This is a genomic window from Peristeroidobacter soli (genome assembly GCF_004138485.1).
In the GTDB taxonomy this organism is placed as follows: domain Bacteria; phylum Pseudomonadota; class Gammaproteobacteria; order Steroidobacterales; family Steroidobacteraceae; genus Steroidobacter; species Steroidobacter soli.
The window spans coordinates 1,660,048-1,677,400 of sequence record NZ_ML142848.1 but is presented as its reverse complement, the minus strand read 5'-3'; the positions used below and the strand labels follow the sequence as shown (position 1 = coordinate 1,677,400).

Genomic DNA, 17,353 nt, shown 5'->3' with positions numbered 1-17,353 from the left:
TAATCGCGACGCATTCGGCGCCACGGATCGGGCGCCACAAGGAAGTGAGCGAGTGTCTGTAACAGGGAGGTGCGGGCATGCCCACGCTCGGCTGGCTGCGTCCGCTTTTCTGGGGGCTGTTGTTCGGCAGCCTGACCTCCGTCGGTCAGGTGCGGGCGGAAGAAATCCGCGATTACTACGCCGAACCCGGGCTCAATCCTTTCAAGGAATCCATCAATCAGCACTTCAATGAGCACGTCGACCCGTTCTCGGGCACGTTGCAGTTGAAGTATGTCGATCTGTCCATCCCCGGCAACGGCGGGATGGATATCAACGTCACCCGCGTCTACACCAGCCTGCAGACCAACCAGTATCCCAAGCTCGGTCTGAACGGGCTCGGCTGGACCATGCATTTCGGGCGCATCGTCGTGCCGCGCCAATATCAGTCGACACTATGTAACCAAGGCGCGTTTCCGCTGACCACGCGCGAGAACCCGTCGCTCGAAATGCCGGACGGCGGGCGCGAGCTGCTGGTGCTGAATCACATCAATAACGACGGCAGCATGATTACGCGCAGCAACTGGCGCGCGCAGTGTGGGCCGAATGGCGTCGGGCTGACCGTCACCAGCCCGAACGGCACGCGCTACACGATGAATCAATTCGATGTGTTGCACGACGAGCCGGCCTGGCTCACGACCCGCATCGAAGACCTGCAAGGCAACTGGATCCGCATCGCCTATAAAACCAACGCGCTCGGCATCTCTTATATCGACGCGGTCTTTCGCAGCGAGGAAGGCGACGAGACGCCGGTGGTGCGTTATGAGTATGACGATGAAGGCGGCGCCGGCATCCGGCTCAGAGCGATTTCGGCGAACGGTCAGCGCGTCGGTTATCTATATGAGTCCATTCCCGGCTTCATGTTCGACAACTACTATCAGCTGACCCAGGTGGTACGACCCGATGGCCGCAGCTGGTATTACAGATACAACCCCAAGCTCGGCGATCCCGATCCCAACGACGATGTGCTCGAGGACGGGCCCGCCAGCTTCTCGTTGATTCATGTCAGCTATCCGCACGGCGCCGAGATCGATTACACGTATCAGCGCGTGGCCTTCGATCCCGGCGATCCGATGCAGAAGACCACCGCGATTCAAACCAAGACGGTCTCGGGGTCGGGCGTCACCGGCGGTCAGTGGACTTATGCGTTCGCGCCTTTCAGTTATCCCTACGATGACAGCTTCGGCGGTCAGCTCCGGCACGACGTCACCACCATCATCGGGCCGGAGGACATCCAGAAGTTCTATCACTACGGCAAGGACTTTCGCGCCGCCGGTCCCACCGGTGGCCAGGTGTTCGTGCGGCCGTCGTTCGTCGGCTTACAGGTGATGCACGAGATCTACAGCACCGGCAATGCATTGCTCCAGCGCACCGGCTACTCGTGGACCGGGCGGCGGATTTCAACCGAAGACTACTGGCACGGTGCGGGGTATCGCTCCTGGTGGCGCGACGACGGCACTTATGCACCGATGCTCAGTGGCGAATACGTCGACCGCGACTCCCGGGCGCCGACCGAGGGCTTCAATCATTACAAACAATATTTCGATCACGATGCCTATGGCAATCCGGGCCGCATCGTGGAGAGCACCAACTTCAGCGATCGGCCCTCGATACAGACGCGGCTGACGTATTTCATCGATCCGGCCAAATGGATCGTCCAGCTGCCCAAGGACGAAATCCGGCAGGAGCTCGGGGGCGCCACTCCGCACACCGTGGGCGAGATCGAGCGCACCTTCAACGCCAACGGCAAGCTGCTGAGCGAAGTCTCGCTCGGCGTGGAAACGAAGTACACGTACAACGACGCCGGCGACATCGCGACCATCGAGGATGCCCGCGGCAAGATCCGGCGTTACTCGAATTACAAACGCGGCGTTCCGCGGCTGGAGCGGCTGCCGGAGTCGGTCACGATCGAGCGGGTCGTCAACGACACGGGCACGGTGCGCTCGGACACCAATGGCCGCGGTTTTACGACTGCCTTTCAATATGACGAGCTGAACCGGCTCACGGCCATCGATTTCCCGATCAAGGCCGATGTGACCATCCATTACGACACGGTCGGTGGCGGTTACCGGCGCACACTCACGCGCGGCGGTTATCAGCAGTCCGAGCTGATCAACGATTTCGGGCAGGCGTTGCGGACCGAGCGGCGCGACAGCGTCACCGGACAGGAGATCTATCGAACCAAGCGGTACGACGCCAGCGGCCGCCAGATTTTTGTTTCCTATCCCAGCTCGGCTGCCGGTATCGCCAGCTCGTATGACGCGTTGGGGCGCATCGTTCGCACGGAGCGGTCGGACGGCGGTCACGTCGGGTATGTGTACGACGATGACGAGGTGCGGGTGACCAATGAGCGTGGCTTCACCACCACGTACAACTATCACGTCCGCGGCATCGACTTCGCCAGCATGTCGCTGGCTTTCGTCAAGGCGCCCGAGAACGTCGGCACGCTCATCTTCAGAAACGCCTACGAGAACATCACGCGGGTATTCCAAGGCGAGCTGCTCTCGAACGGCAGCGTGCGCGGCTATGGCAAGGAGTATGAATATGACGAGCACCAGTTTCTGGTGCGCGCCATCGAGCCCGAAGTCGGCACCACCGTCTACACGCATGACCCGATCGGCAATGTGCTCAGCGAGCGCGTGAACGACAATGAGCCGGTCCTGTTCGGGTACGACGATCTCAGCCGGCGCACTCACACCAACTATCCGGATACGACGCCCGATGAAGCGCGGCTCTACGATGCCAATAACAATGTGCGGGAAGTCACCAAAGGAGCAGCGCACTGGGTCTATGACTATGACGAGAACGACAATCTCACCAACCAGACGCTGAGCATCGCCGATGCGGTGCTCGGGGTTCGCAGCTACGTCACCGCCAATCAATATGACGATCTGGATGCGCTGTCGCGGGTGACGTATCCGAGCGGGCTGGCGGTCGACTACGCGCCGAACGCGTTCGGTCGCCCGACGCGTGCCGGCACGTTCGCGACCAACGTGACCTGGCATCCGGGTGGCCAGTTGCAAAGTTATCGGCTGGCGAACGGCGTGGTCACCAACGTCACGCTCAGTCAGCGCATGATCCCCGAAACCATTCGCGCCGGTGGCCTGGTCGACCTGAGCTACAGCTACGACCTGGCCGGCAACATGACTGCCATGGTCGACGGCATCGACGCGTCGAAGTCCGTGCGCATGCAGGACGCGGGCAGCTACGACGGCCTGGATCGGTTGCTGATCGCCAATGGCTCGTGGGGGCGCGCGCAGTTCGCTTACGACTTCTTCGGCAACATGCGCAGCAGAGTCGTCGGCAGCGACACGCTCAACCATCAGATGGACGACCAGCGCCGGTTGCGTCAGGTCAAGCAGATGAGCCCGACCGACAGTACGCGTGAGCTGGCGCGCATTCGGATGGACTTCGATTCCCGCGGCAATGCCGTCGCCCGGCGCCAGTATGGATTCGATGCCGGCATGCGCGTCGTCACGGTCGACGACAAACAGTTCAGCTACGACGCGGCTTCCAACCTGGTCGAGGCCAGGGTGGTGAGTCGCACCCCGTCGCAGACCACGTCGGTGGTGGACAAGGAGTTCGTGTACGACGGCAACGGGCAACGCGTCGTCGAGAAGAAACATCGATCCTACGACATTCGTTACAGCGTCCCGGCGCACACCGGCGCGTTGTTGTTCGAGGATTCCATCGCGACTTGCACACGCACGGATTACATCCGGCTCGGCACGTTGACGCTCGCGAAATCGGACGATCGGTTCGCGAATGCGGCGGTGGATACCGACGGCGACGGCATCAACGATTGCATGGAGGTGCAGTTGGGCCTCGATCCGGCGAACGCCAGCGATGCGGCCGCGGATCGCGACGGTGACGGGCTGAGCAATCTGCAGGAGTTCCTCGCGGGCACGTCACTGTCCAGGGCGGACACGGACAACGACGGCGTGTCCGATTACCAAGAGATGAATCAGTATCTCACGGACCCGACACTGGCCGACTCCGACGGCGATGGGCTGAGCGACGGCGCGGAGGCGGGTAACTCACAACTCGATCCGGCGCTGGCCGATCTGGATCATGACGGCGTGTCGGATTACTGGGAGCTGCAACTCGGCAGCAATCCGCACGATCCCAGCGATGCGCGGCTCGATGCCGATGGCGATGGATTCAGCAACCGGCAGGAAAGCCTGGCGGGCTTCGATCCGACCCGCGCACAAAGCACGCCGGCGCGTGGTCGACAGGCATGGAGCTTCGAGACTCTTGGCAGAGTGATGTCGTCGGCGGCGATCGGGCCGGACGGCACGATCTACGTCAGCGCCGACTATGAAAATCTCTACGCCATCTATCCCGATGGCACGCAGCGCTGGCGATATACGGTGCCGCAGGCGTCGCTGTCGGCACCGATCGTTGCGCCGAACGGCACGATCTATATCTCCGCCGCCGGCGCAACGCCGGGCATTCACGCGATCAATCCCGACGGCACGCGCCGCTGGGTTCATGCCGCCAGCAATGCCACCGGCGTCGTGCTGGGCACAGGCGGCCGTGTCTATTTCGCCGCCTACACCATCAGCGCGGGACCCTTCGGCATCAGCGTCTTCGGTCGATGGAGCGCGCTGAATGAGGACGGGCAGTCAGTTGCGGTCGGCTCATTCAACGATGGTGTGACGTATCCGCCGGTGGTTGCCGCGAATGGCAACGTGTATGTGATGGACGCGTCGGGCGTCATGCGCGCCTTCAGTCCTGGAGGACTGCAGCTCTGGTCGATCGAAGGAATCGCCGAGGCGGCGGCCGCGCCGGTCATTGGCCCGAATCAGAAGATCTATTTCTCCGATACGATCGGTCGCACCTACGCGGTCAGTCCACAAGGGGAGATTCTGTGGACGCGCCAGTCGCCCGATCAGCAGACGCGTTCGACGATAACCGTCGGTGGCGACGGCACACTCTACATCGGCGCCTACGACAGCAAGCTGTACGCGGTGAGCGATCAGGACGGCAGCACGTTGTGGTCCGCCGCAACTTACGGCACCTCATACACCCCGACGGTCGCGGCGGACGGCACCATCTACGTCACCAACTTCGGCGGTGCCATCAGCGCTTACAGCCCGGCGGGCACGCTGTTATGGATTCACAAGGTCGATACCGAGGTCAGTGCGCCGCCGGTCATCGATCGCGACGGCACGTTGTACTACGGCTCACGCACGGGCCAGCTGTTCGCCGTCGTCGACAACGGCGGAGGTCTCGCTCGCACGCCTTGGCCGACTTCACGGCACGACAGTGCCGGCAGTTCCTATCAATGCTTCGACAGTGAAGCATTCAGCATCGCGGCGGATCGAGACGGCGATGGCATCGACGATTGCGCCGAGCTTGCCTATGGTCTCGATCCGGCGAATCCCGCCGATGCGGCTCAGGACCCCGATGGCGATGGCCTGACGAATGCGCAGGAACATGCCGCGGGCACGCGATTGAATGTCGCCGACAGCGATGGCGACGGCCTCAACGACGGCCAGGAAGTGCTCACGTATCACACCGATCCGCTGAATGCCGATTCAGATCGCGACTTCATCAGCGATGGGCAGGAAGTTCAGTACGGCCTGGATCCGCGTAACGCAGCCGACGCACTCGAGGATGCGGACGGCGACGGCTTCAGCAATCGCCAGGAATATTGGGCGGGCACCGATCTGCGCAACGCGACGTCGGTGCCGACGGAGGGTGCGGTCGCTCTGCAAGTCAACGACAGCACCATGCCGATGCGATCGGTGGCGCTCGGCGTCGATGGCACGATCTATCAGAACAGCAGCACCGGGCTGGAAGCGCTCAATCCCGATTTCTCGGTGAAGTGGACCTGGCCGACGCAGATCGTCGGTCATCCGGTGATTGGCGCCGACGGCACGATCTATGTCATCACGGCGCGTGCCGACAACGCGCAGCGTGTCGTCGCGCTGTTCCCGAATGGCAGGCAGCGCTGGTCGTACAGCGTCGCCGCGCCTTCGACCTCCGTTGGTTTGTATGAACCGCCGGTACTCGGCGCCAATGGTACGTTGTATTTCGGCGTGCGCAGCAGTGACTCCGCTGGCGATCTGATCCTTGCAATCAACAGCAAGGGGCGTCCGGTGTGGGGCAATGGCGTGCGGTTCTCGGGTCGCCGTCCGAAGCTCGCGATCGGATTGAATGGCGACGTCATCGCGCATGACGGCGCGAGTGGCATTCGTGCTTACGATGCAGTGTCTGGAACGCAGCGCTGGGTCGACACGACATCGCGAGGCACCGGCACGGAGTTCTCGGCGCCGTCGATCGATTCGGACGGCACGATTTATATAAGCAACTCCGCCGGCCTGCACGCGATTGCGGCGGTCAGCGGCGTTCGCCAATGGACGTTCGCGGGCGCGCGCGGCGAGCCCGTGATCACGCCGGATGGGCTGATTCTGCAACTCTGCGGAACGCAGCGCGCACTGTGTGCAGTGTCGCGTCAGGGCGTGTTGACCTGGACTGCGACGGAAACCTACACGTTCGCTGGTACGCCCGTGATCGGTTCGAACGGTCGCATCTACGTGGCCACGCGCAACAACGCGTTCGCGTCGTATAGCAGTGCGGGCGTGAGACTGTCGGAAGCAATGCTAGACAGCTCCGGCGATGTGACTTATCCGGTCATTCTGATCGATGGCACGATTTATCTGGGCCCGGCGGGCCAGCGCGTGCTGATCGTCTCGGGCTCGAGCGGTCTCGCCGACTCGCCGTGGCCAACCAGGAATCGCGATAACCGAAACAGTCGCAATACAGCTCGGATCGTGCCCGTGCCGCCCAGCCCCGAGCCGAGCGTGGTGATCACCGCGCCGGGTTCCGGCGCTACCGTCAACCTCGATGTTGGCGAGCTGCTCAACGTCAGCGCCTATGCGGTGGATATGACCGATGGAGAGTTGAGCGCCGGCGTCGAGTGGTCCTCGAATCTGGAAGGCGTACTCGGCAGCGGTGCGTCGTTGTCTCTGCATTCACTGCGCGCCGGCACTCACACGATTACCGCGACTGCCACGGACAGCAGCAACCTCAGCGGCAGCGACACGTTCACCGCAACGGTAGGCATCGTGCCGCCGACTGTCTCCATCACGTCGCCGACCACCGATGCACAATTCGAGCGCGGCGCAGCTGTCGTGCTGGCCGGCACTGCGCAGGATCGAGTCGACGGCGATCTCAGCGCCGCGATCGAATGGTCATCGAGTCTGGACGGTCCATTGGGCACGGCCAGTACGCTGACCGTCACGACGTTGCAGGCAGGCTCGCATACGATCACTGCGAAGGTTACGGACAGCAGCGGCACGTCGACGAGTGCGACCGTGCAGATCACGGTGGAGATCATTCCGCCGAACCTCTACATCTATTCTCCATCCGCGGACGGAACATACGAACAAGGCACCCCAATCTATTTCGATGCCGAAGCGTATGACACCGCGGATGGCGATCTGAGCAGCAGCATCGAATGGTCTTCCGATCGCGACGGCCTCATCGGGACCGGCGCGTTCATCTCGTCGTCGAGTCTGAGTACGGGGCCGCACGTGATCACAGCTCGTGTGCGCGACAGCTCGGGCGCCGAGGCATCGCAAACGCGCAACATCACCGTCGCGCTCCTGCCTCCGGAGTTGAACATCAACTCGCCGTGGGGCTTCGTCGAGGTGATGGCGGGCGAAGAGGTGTATTTCGAGGCGAGCGCCTACGATCAGCGCGACGGCGATCTGAGCGGCAGCATCCAGTGGACCTCGCCGCTGGACGGTCCGCTGCACACGGGCTCCTCGTTCAGCACATCGTCGCTGAGTGTCGGTTGGCATCAAATCCGTGCAGCGGTGACTGACAGCTCCGGCCTCACGACCACCCGGATGGTATGGGCCATCGTCGACTCGCCGGACAACGAGGCGCCGTTCATCGTGATCGAGGCGCCCGCGACCAACACCGAAATCTATTTCACCGATCCGCTCACGTTCAGCGCGATCGGCTATGACCCGCAGGAAGGCCAGCTCAATGCCATCCAGTGGTCGTCGAGCCTGCAGGGCGCGATCGGCACGGGCTCCACCATCACGGTCAGCAATCTGCAAGTCGGCGATCACATCATCACAGCGCTGGTGATGGACAGCGCCGGCGCCAAAGCCGCCGAGGAGATCGCGGTGAAAGTGCTGCCGATTCCGGCCAACTATCCGCCGGTGGTACGCATCACGTCGCTGGGCTTGAACGGCTTCTACACCGTCGACAGCACCCTTCCTCTGGTGGGCACCGTGACCGATCGCGAGCAAGGCGATCTGAGCTCGTCGATCGTCTGGTCGTCGAACATCGACGGCGAGTTGGGGCGCGGCGCTTCGATTCGAGTCGGCAATCTCACCGCCGGCGAGCATGTGATCACTGCGACCGCCACCGATGGCGGTGGCGTCACCGGCCGCGCGACCAGGACCATCGTCATCAACGCCGATGGCCAGGCCTATCACATGTACGATCCGTTCGATGTGTCGGTCGGGCCGGACGCGCTGGCGGGCTGGCGTGTCGTCGATAACGCACCGATCGCCGCGTCGGTGTGGAGAGTATCCAACGGTGCCGCGACCGAGCTCACCGGCACGTGGTCGGGATCGCTCACGTCGCCCGCGATCGATAAGCAGGCGACTTATCTGTTGCAGACCAGCGGCACGCACTGGACCGACTATCGCGTGAATCTGAGCATCAGCTCGCCGGACGACGACAGCCTCGGCCTGATGTTCCGCGTCCGCGACGACAACAACTATTACCGCTTCTCGATGGATCGGGAGCGCGGCTTCCGTCGCCTGGTCAAGAAAGTGAACGGCGTGTACTCGACGATCTGGCAAGACACGTGGCAGTACGTGCAGAACCAGAGCTATCAGCTGGAAGTCGAGGTGGTGGGGACGACCATCACGATCCGCCTCGACGGGGTCCAGCTCTACACCGGCAACGACCCCAGCCACCTGCGCGGCTCGATCGCGCTGTATTCGTGGGGCAGCCAGGGCGCAGCGTTCGACAACGTCGAAGTCGAGAACCTGACGACGGCCAGCTCGAATAACGCGCCGGTCGTGACCATTGCCAGCCCCGCCGACAATGCCTCGGTGGTCGAAGGCCGGAATGTGACTTTCAGCGCGATCTCGGAGGATGCCGAAGACGGCTCGCTCTCCAGCACGATCCAATGGTCTTCGAGCGTCGATGGCGCGTTGGGGACTGGCGGCGTGTTGAATGTGAGCACACTCAGTCTCGGTACGCACGTGATCACGGCGAGTAGCACGGACAGTGGCAACGTCACTGGACTCGCGACGATCAGCCTGACGGTCAATCAGTTCGTGAATCACGCACCCGTGGTCACGATCGTCTCTCCCGCCAATGGCGCGGCGTATGGCCTCGGCGATCTCATCGCGTTCTCCGCGACTGCAACCGACGAGGAGGATGGGCCGCTGACGAGTTCGATCACGTGGTCCTCGAGCATCAATGGCAATCTAGGCTCGACCGGTCAGATCAGCACCAGCACGCTGTCCACCGGCACGCACACGATCACAGCGCGGGTCACTGACAGCCTGGGCGCCGTTCACGCGCCGACGATCACCATTACAGTGGGCGCGGCGCGGCCGGTGCTGATGTCCAACGACTTCACCAATCGCAGCCTCGGTGGCTTCACCATCGTCACCGATGCCGGCACGAGCGGCGGCCCACCCGTGTGGAGCGCGAGCACGCAAGCGGCGGTGCAGACCTCGCAGATCTTTGGCGGCGCGACCACGCCTGCCACCATCCCGCGACTCGGCACTTATATGTATTGGACGAACGGCACGAGCTGGACCAACTACACGGTCGAGGCGGACCTGCGAGCCAGCGATCCGGACACGCTGGGTCTGATGTTCCGCTACCTGGACAACACCAACTATTACCGCTTCTCGATGGATCGCACGCTGTCGCAACGGCGGCTGGTCAAGCGCGTGGCCGGCACCTTCACCGTGTTGAAGGAAGACAGCGTCGCATTCAATCTGAATCAGACGTATCGCCTATCGATCTCCGCTTACAACGGCACCATCACGGTGATGATCGACGGGCAAGTGTTCTACACCGGCACGGATACCGGCGTGGCGAGCGGTTCGGTGGCGTTCTACTGCTGGCGCAATGGCGGTGCCACGTTCGACAACATCGTAGTGCGCAGCCTCAGTGCGACGCCGCCGGGGGCACGGGCGCCGGAGCAAACGTTCGACGATACAAGGAGCGGCCTGTGAGCGAGCAACGCGCCATGATCGTCCACTCGCTCGTCCGTCTGCTGCTGGCAGTGCTGTTGGCGGCAATCGCCATGCAGGCATTCGCCGAGCGCACCACGACGTTCTATCACAATGATGCCCTCGGCTCGGTGGTCGCGGCTTCGGATGAGTCCGGGCAGTTGTTGTGGCGTAAGGAATATGCGCCGTTCGGCCAGCAGCTCGACTCGACCGCCGGGAACGAAAAGCTGTCTTATACCGGCAAGGAACATGACGACGCGACCGGGCTCACGTTCTTTGGCGCGCGCTACTACGACCCGTATCTCGGGCGCTTCATGAGCATCGATCCGGCCGGAATCAATCCCGCCGATCCGTTCACCTTCAACAGGTACGGCTACAGCAACAACAATCCGTATCGATTCATCGATCCGAACGGACGCCAGTCCGCCGACACGGCTTGCGACGAGACCTGCGAATACGAGCTGACCCGCCAGAGCGCGGCCCGCGGCGCCAAAATGGTCGCCCAAGGAGCGAGCGATCTTGCCGATATCGCCGACGAAGAGGCGAGCAGTCCCTGGAACTGGATTCCTTTCCTGGGCGCGGAAAAGAAAATCGAGCGGGCGGTCCGGCGCGGCAGCTCGGCACGATTCATCAGTCGCACCTCCGGCGAGATTCTGGACATCCACGCGATCCGCGTGCCCGGCCCGGTGAACTCGACCCTGGGCAAGGTGGATTACCTGCTGGGCAATGTGAACAGCGTGGAAAGCAAAGGCAAGGGCGGTTTCTTCCGCGGCGTGCTGGGCTTCAGCGAAAAGAATCTGGAGCCGGCGTTGAAGCAGCACTTGATCGACAATTTTGGGACTGCGACCATGCAAGGTAATAAAGTTCGCGCCACCGGCACGATGACGGGTGCGAACGGTAAGACGGCGAACGTTCTATCCGTGTGGCAGATCACAGCCGAAGGCAGCGTGGATTTCGTAACGGCCATGCCCAAATGACAGCACAGTATTCGACCCGCTACATCAGCCAGCATCTGACGGTCAGCCTCGTGGAGGTCGCGGCCACGAGCGAGCAGCGGACTTTGCAGGTGGTCGTGCACCCGGGCGGGGAGTGGCGCGTGGATCTGCCCATCTGGTACCTGCCCGGGGTCGCCATTCTCGACGCATCGGCGATCGCCTTGTGGGCAGGCGCCCGATTCCACCTCCTGGTGCCGGGCAAGGCGGCTGTGAGTGTGGATCTCGAAGATGAAGTGCATGCCATTTATGGCGTGGGATCCAGTCTGTGCATCGTCAGTGAGTTGTCCGTGCTGCTGTACGAACCGACCGCGCGGCGGGTGCTGGATCGTTTCGACGCTGACGATGTGCTCGGCGAAAGCTGGTGGGAGGAGCGGCGCTTGATGGTGCAAGCATCTTCGGGGGCTGCGCTCGTATTCACTCCGACGCCCACATCCCTTGCGATGGCTCAGTCGACATGACTCGAAGAGTGCTCATAGTGGTGATCGTCGCGGGCGTGCTGCTCGCGGCGGGCACCGGTATCGTTCTGCTCACCAGGCAGGCACCAATCGCGCCTCAGGCGCCCACGGCCGGGACACCGCAAGAGGACGCTCGTCGCCCCGACGATACGACGCAGGCGCAGATCGAGCAGCCGCCTCGACGCAGTCAAGAGGTTTTCATGCCGCCCGCCAGCAGTGCCACCGGCACATCGCCTCCTGCGCCGGAGCGGCGCTGACCGGTAGGAATTGCCACAATCCTTATAAAAAATTCCAGCAGGCCCCTTTTGTTCTAGTTTTGCAGCACGGCGTCGCGGTACATACGGACAGCGCAACGCTGGAGCTGCATGCACCCTCCTCGAGGCGACCAAGGAGGCAGTTCATGCTCGTGCGAGCGATAGCGATCGCTGTTGGCCTGATGGGCGGGTCGGCAGCGATGGCTCAACAAAATCCACAATCCCCTCGCGACACCACCCCCGCGTTCACGAGCGTCGACTCGATCGATGCGCGCGTGCAGGGCTGCGTGACTTGCCATGGACACCAGGGGCAGGGCACGAGCAGCGGCTATTTTCCGAGGATCGCGGGCAAACCCGCCGGCTATTTGTACAACCAGCTGCTGGCGTTCAAGAACGGCACGCGGAAGTATCCGCCGATGAACTATCTGGTCGCGTACCTTCCGGATAAATATCTGCACGAGATCGCCGAGCACTTTGCTGGTGAGCGGCCGCCATTCGCTGCGCGCGAAATCACGCCCGCCGATCCGGCCGTCGTGACGCGCGGGCAGTCACTGGTCACTGGCGGTGATGAGAGTCGGGGCATTCCAGCTTGCGTGGCCTGTCACGGCGAGCGCTTGACCGGCATGGAACCGGGCATCCCCGGCCTGGCTGGACTGCGACCCACCTACATCGTGGCGCAGTTGACGCGCTGGCAACTCGGCGACCGGCACGCGACCGAGCCGGATTGCATGAAGCGCATCGCCACCCGGCTGTCCGATCAGGACATCGTCGCGGTCGCGGCCTGGCTGTCGCGACAAGAGGCGCCGAAGGATCTGTCGCCGGAGTCGTCGAATCTGATCCGCATGCCGCTGGCGTGCGGCAGCCAACCGAGGAAGTGAGCCCGTGCGCAAGCGGACGCGATTCGCATTGTTTGTCGTGATCGGGCTGGTGGTGGCGATGGTCGCCCTGTATCTGCTACGTCCCGGCCTGTTGCCGAGAATGGAAGGGGCGCGCACCAACGCGACCACTGAAATCATCGAGCGTGGCGAATATCTGGCGCGGGCGGGCGATTGTGTCGCCTGTCACACCGAGGTCAACGGACCTGCATTCGCTGGCGGCCGGCCCATGCCGACGCCTTTCGGCAATCTCTACGTCCCGAACATCACGCCGGATGACGATACCGGCATCGGTCTGTGGAGCTCCGATGACTTCTATCGAATGATGCATACGGGCGTGTCGCGTGACGGCACCTTGCTTTATCCAGCAATGCCGTTCGCCAACTACACCAACGTCACGCGCGAGGACTCCGACGCCATCTATGCGTATCTCATGTCGGTGCCGCCGGTGAAGCGGGAGAACCGTCCGCACGAGTTGCGCTTCCCTTTCAATCAGCGCGAGCTGCTGATCGGCTGGCGCACGCTGTATTTCAGGGAAGGGGAATATCAGCCCGATCCGAAACAATCCGAGCAATGGAATCGGGGCGCGTATCTGGTGAAGGGGCTCGGCCATTGCTCGATGTGTCATACCGCGGTCAATGCGCTGGGCGGCTCGCGCGAGTCGCAGGCGTTCGAGGGCGGCATGATTCCGAATCAGAATTGGTACGCACCGTCGCTCACGTCGAATCGTGAGGCGGGCCTGGGCAATTGGGATCTGCAGGACATCGCGGATCTGTTGCAGGTCGGCACCTCGAAGCGTGGCGCCGTTTATGGCCCGATGGCCGAGGTCGTCTACAACAGTCTGCAGTACCTGACGGATGACGATGCGAAGGCGATGGCGGTGTATTTGAGATCGCTACCGCCTCGCGACTCCGAACCGCCGCCGCCGAGTCAGGCGCGATTGGTGGATCCATCCGTGATGGAGTTGGGGCGCAAGACCTACGAGGAGCAGTGCTCGATGTGCCACGGCAAGGAAGGCGAGGGGCACGGCGTCTCGTTTCCTCCGCTGGCCGGCAATCAATCGATCACCATGTCTTCGCCCGTGAACTCGATTCGCATGGTGCTCAACGGCGGTTATTCGCCCGGTACCAAGAAGAATCCGCGTCCGCATGGCATGCCGCCGTTCTCGCATTTGCTCGACGACAAGGCCGTCGCGGCCGTGGTGACTTATATCCGTGTCGCCTGGAACAACAGCGGTACACCGGTGACGCCCGAGCAGGCGAACGAGCTGCGTACCTTGATCCCCGAATGACGGAGAACCGCCATGCAACCATCGCCAGATGATGCGCGACGCGACGAGGAGATCGAGAAGATCGTGGCGCAGGGGCCGGCCGGGGCGTTCGCGCTCGCGGGCATCGCGACCGCCATCGTCGTGCTGATCTATTTCGCGTTTTATTTCTTCATCTATCTGCCGCGAGGTGCCGTGCAGTGAGTGCGGTTGCCGAAGCGGCCGAGCAGCGCTGGGCGATCATCGTCGCGGCCATCATCGCCGTGCTGATCGCCATGATGGTGGTCACCGGTCTGCATTGGGCGGCGATGCCGCCGTCGCGCGTCGAGACGGTGGATGTGAAGACGCTGCATCTCAAGGGCGAGTTCGTCGAAAGCAATCTTGGCACCGCGCTGGAGAGCGACGGCAAGGTGGTGGTGCGAGTGCTGGCTCAACAGTATTCGTTCCAGCCGCAATGTCTGGTCGTGCCGGAGGGCATGCCGGTGACGTTTCGCGGCACCAGCAGCGACGCCATTCACGGCTTCTCGATCGGCAAGTCGAATGCGAACACCATGATGATTCCCGGCTTCGTGGCGACGTTCACCACCACCTTCCGGACTGCCGGTGAGCATCTCATGCCGTGCCACGAGTATTGCGGCATCGGTCACGAAGCGATGTGGGCGCGCGTGCAGGTCGTGCCCCAGCAGGAATTCCTCGCCCGTATCGGCCAAGAAAAGAGGTTGAGCTGTGTTCGTCGCTAGACGCCTGGTCCTGGCTCATTTCTGGGTCGCGTTCGTCGCCTTCCTCGGCGCCATTTTTCTGGGCGAGTGGCAGATGTTCATGCGCAGCCCGCTGAGCGCGTGGATCAACAACCCGGAACATTACTATCGTTCGGTGACCGCGCACGGCACGGTCATGGCATACGTGCTGCCGACGCTGGTCGCCATGGGCTTCGGCTACGCGATCTCGGAGCTGGCATTGAAACGTCCGCTCATCGGATTGCGCTGGGCGTGGACCGGCTTCTGGCTGGTGATTGTCGGCACGGCGATGGCGGCCATCACTGTCGCGCTCGGCAAGGCATCGGTGCTCTATACGTTCTATCCACCGATGATTGCGAGTCCGTTCTATTACCTGGGGGTGGTGCTGGTCGTGGTCGGCTCGTGGATCTGGGTCGCGCTGATGTCCATCAATCTGCGGGCGTGGCGCAAGGAGAATCCGGGCGCGACTGTGCCGCTTGCGATGTACGGCAATCTCGCGGGCGCTTACTTGTGGGCCTGGACATCGGTGGGCGCGGCAGTGGAAGTACTGGTGCTGATCCTGCCGGCCTCGCTCGGTCTCACCGATACGATCAATGCCGGCCTCGCGCGCGTGTTCTTCTCATGGACGTTGCACGCGATCGTCTATTTCTGGTTGATGCCGGCGTACATCGCGTTCTACTCCATCGTGCCGCGAGCCATCGGCGGACGGCTGTACAGCGACACGATGGGGCGCGTGGCGTTCGCGCTGTTCCTGGTGTTCTCGATGCCCATCGGCATTCATCACTTGTTCGCCGATCCGCAGGTCGGTGCGGGATTCAAGTTCGTGCATGCGGCGATGACGGCGATGGTGTCGGTGCCGACGTTGCTGACGGTGTTCACGATCGTCGCGTCGGTGGAAATCGCGGGTCGCCTGCGCGGTGGCAAAGGCATGCTCGGCTGGATCAAGGCCTTGCCGTGGGACAATCCCATGATGCTCGCAGTGACTTTCGCGTTCATCATGCTGGGCTTCGGTGGCGCGGGCGGCATCATCAACATGAGCTATCAGCTCAACGAGACCGTCCATAACACGCAGTGGGTGACGGGGCATTTCCATCTGATCTTCGCCGGCGCCATCGTCATCATGTACTTCATGATCGCCTACGACTTGTGGCCGCAGCTCATGCGTTGCGGGTCGATGCCGGCGGGGCTGATGCGAACGCAGCTGTGGCTGTGGTTCGTCGGCATGATGGTGCTGACGATGCCGTGGCATTGGGTGGGCATCCTCGGCATGCCCCGGCGCATGGCGTACTACGATTACAGTCATCCGGAGTTGCAGGCGCAGGCGTGGACGGTGACGGCGTCGACGCTGGGTGGCTTGCTGCTGGTCATCTCGGCGGTGTTGTTTGTTTACATTCTGGCGCGGGCGCGGCGGACGCATGAGGCTCCGGTCCCATATACGTTCAGCGAGCCCATTCACATGCCCGCACGCACGCCCGTCGCCCTCAACACCTTTGCCGTGTGGGTGACGATGATGATCGCGCTCACGCTGGTCAACTATGGCTGGCCCATCGTGCAGCTCGCCTCGTTGGAGCAGGCGTCCGTGCCGGTGATTCCCATCGGAGGGCGGTGATGTCCGAGGAACGGCTGTTCTCGTGGCACAATCGCGTGGTGAAACGATCCGTCATCGCGCTGGTGGCGCTGACGATCGTGTCGATGCTGATCGGCTTCATCTGGCTGCCGCCGGTGCACGAAGATTTCACGCTGGAAGGGCTATGGGCCGGCATCTGCCGGGCCGCGGGTGTGCCGGCGAATTGGGGGTCGGACAATGCGAGTCAGGCGGGCACGTCCACGTCGGTCGTGCTCGAGCCTGCGATGGCCAGGGCTGGAACCAATGCCGAGATCGGTCGCGGCGCGACGCTCGCATTGAATTGCACGATGTGTCATGGCGCGCAGGGAATGAGTCGGTCGGATGCGCCGAATCTCGCCGGCCAGTATCCGGAAGTCGTCATCAAACAGCTGGAGGACTATCGCAGCGGTCATCGCTCCAGCCCCATCATGGAAGCCATCGTCAACGGACTCAGCGACCGCGATGTCCGCGACCTGGCGGCTTACTACGCGTATCTGCCCAAGGCCCGCACGGCGCCGACGACCTACGATGAAACATTGCCCGCGTTGATCCGTGTCGGCGATCCGCTAAGAAACATTGCACCCTGTATCTCGTGTCACGGTGGCGTGGATCAGAAGCTCGGCGCACCCTGGCTGGAGGGCATGCCCAAGCGTTATCTGGTCACTCAGCTGAAAGCGTTCATCGCCGGCACCCGGCACAACGATCCCGGCGCCCAGATGCGCAACATGGCGCGCGCCATGACCGACGCGGAGATCGACGAGGTTGCCACCTTCTACGCGCGCAAGGCGAGTAACGGCGAGCCGGGGCGCGCCGCGCCCTGACTTTGTGTCGCGCGCTTGCCCTCCGGCGTATGAGGACCGCAACTTTTTCTACGAGAAGGCGAGCCGCGAGAGCCAGAACTC

The 17,353-nt window shown here is 62.7% G+C and carries 10 protein-coding genes; all 10 read left to right on the top strand.

The window, feature by feature from the left end:
* Nucleotides 1–77: 77 nt before the first annotated feature.
* The 10 genes from EKO19_RS07000 to EKO19_RS06960 all read left to right on the top strand — a co-directional run bounded on the left by EKO19_RS07000 (nt 78) and on the right by EKO19_RS06960 (nt 17,272).
* The gene (locus EKO19_RS07000; RefSeq protein ID WP_129775621.1) at nt 78–10,265 is read left to right on the top strand and encodes an outer membrane protein assembly factor BamB family protein; all 10,188 of its coding nucleotides are present in this window, start codon (nt 78–80) and stop codon (nt 10,263–10,265) included.
* Nucleotides 10,262–11,239 carry an RHS repeat domain-containing protein gene (locus tag EKO19_RS06995; RefSeq protein ID WP_129775620.1) on the top strand — a complete coding sequence of 326 codons (978 nt, stop codon included), beginning with the start codon at nt 10,262–10,264 and terminating at the stop codon, nt 11,237–11,239. Before EKO19_RS07000 ends, EKO19_RS06995 begins: the two co-directional genes overlap by 4 nt.
* Complete coding sequence (locus tag EKO19_RS06990; RefSeq protein ID WP_129775619.1) at nt 11,236–11,715, top strand: hypothetical protein; 480 nt, start codon at nt 11,236–11,238, stop codon at nt 11,713–11,715. Before EKO19_RS06995 ends, EKO19_RS06990 begins: the two co-directional genes overlap by 4 nt.
* Nucleotides 11,712–11,969, top strand: coding sequence for a hypothetical protein (locus EKO19_RS06985; protein ID WP_129775618.1), 258 nt, complete (start codon nt 11,712–11,714; stop codon nt 11,967–11,969). Before EKO19_RS06990 ends, EKO19_RS06985 begins: the two co-directional genes overlap by 4 nt.
* Nucleotides 11,970–12,112: 143 nt before the next feature.
* The gene (locus EKO19_RS06980; protein ID WP_129775617.1) at nt 12,113–12,844 is read left to right on the top strand and encodes a c-type cytochrome; all 732 of its coding nucleotides are present in this window, start codon (nt 12,113–12,115) and stop codon (nt 12,842–12,844) included.
* Nucleotides 12,845–12,902: 58 nt separating this feature from the next.
* Nucleotides 12,903–14,132, top strand: coding sequence for a c-type cytochrome (locus EKO19_RS06975; protein ID WP_129776032.1), 1,230 nt, complete (start codon nt 12,903–12,905; stop codon nt 14,130–14,132).
* 12 nt (nt 14,133–14,144) lie between these two features.
* Nucleotides 14,145–14,312 (top strand): hypothetical protein, encoded by a 168-nt coding sequence (locus tag EKO19_RS38565; RefSeq protein ID WP_175596975.1) that lies wholly within the window; start codon nt 14,145–14,147, stop codon nt 14,310–14,312.
* Nucleotides 14,309–14,848 (top strand): cupredoxin domain-containing protein, encoded by a 540-nt coding sequence (locus tag EKO19_RS06970; protein ID WP_217705157.1) that lies wholly within the window; start codon nt 14,309–14,311, stop codon nt 14,846–14,848. The genes EKO19_RS38565 and EKO19_RS06970 overlap by 4 nt, the downstream gene beginning before the upstream one ends.
* Nucleotides 14,835–16,454: a cbb3-type cytochrome c oxidase subunit I gene (locus EKO19_RS06965; RefSeq protein ID WP_129775616.1), complete on the top strand. Its 1,620-nt coding sequence runs from the start codon at nt 14,835–14,837 to the stop codon at nt 16,452–16,454. The genes EKO19_RS06970 and EKO19_RS06965 overlap by 14 nt, the downstream gene beginning before the upstream one ends.
* The gene (locus EKO19_RS06960) at nt 16,454–17,272 is read left to right on the top strand and encodes a c-type cytochrome (RefSeq protein ID WP_129775615.1); all 819 of its coding nucleotides are present in this window, start codon (nt 16,454–16,456) and stop codon (nt 17,270–17,272) included. The genes EKO19_RS06965 and EKO19_RS06960 overlap by 1 nt, the downstream gene beginning before the upstream one ends.
* The last annotated feature ends 81 nt before the right edge of the window (nt 17,273–17,353 follow it).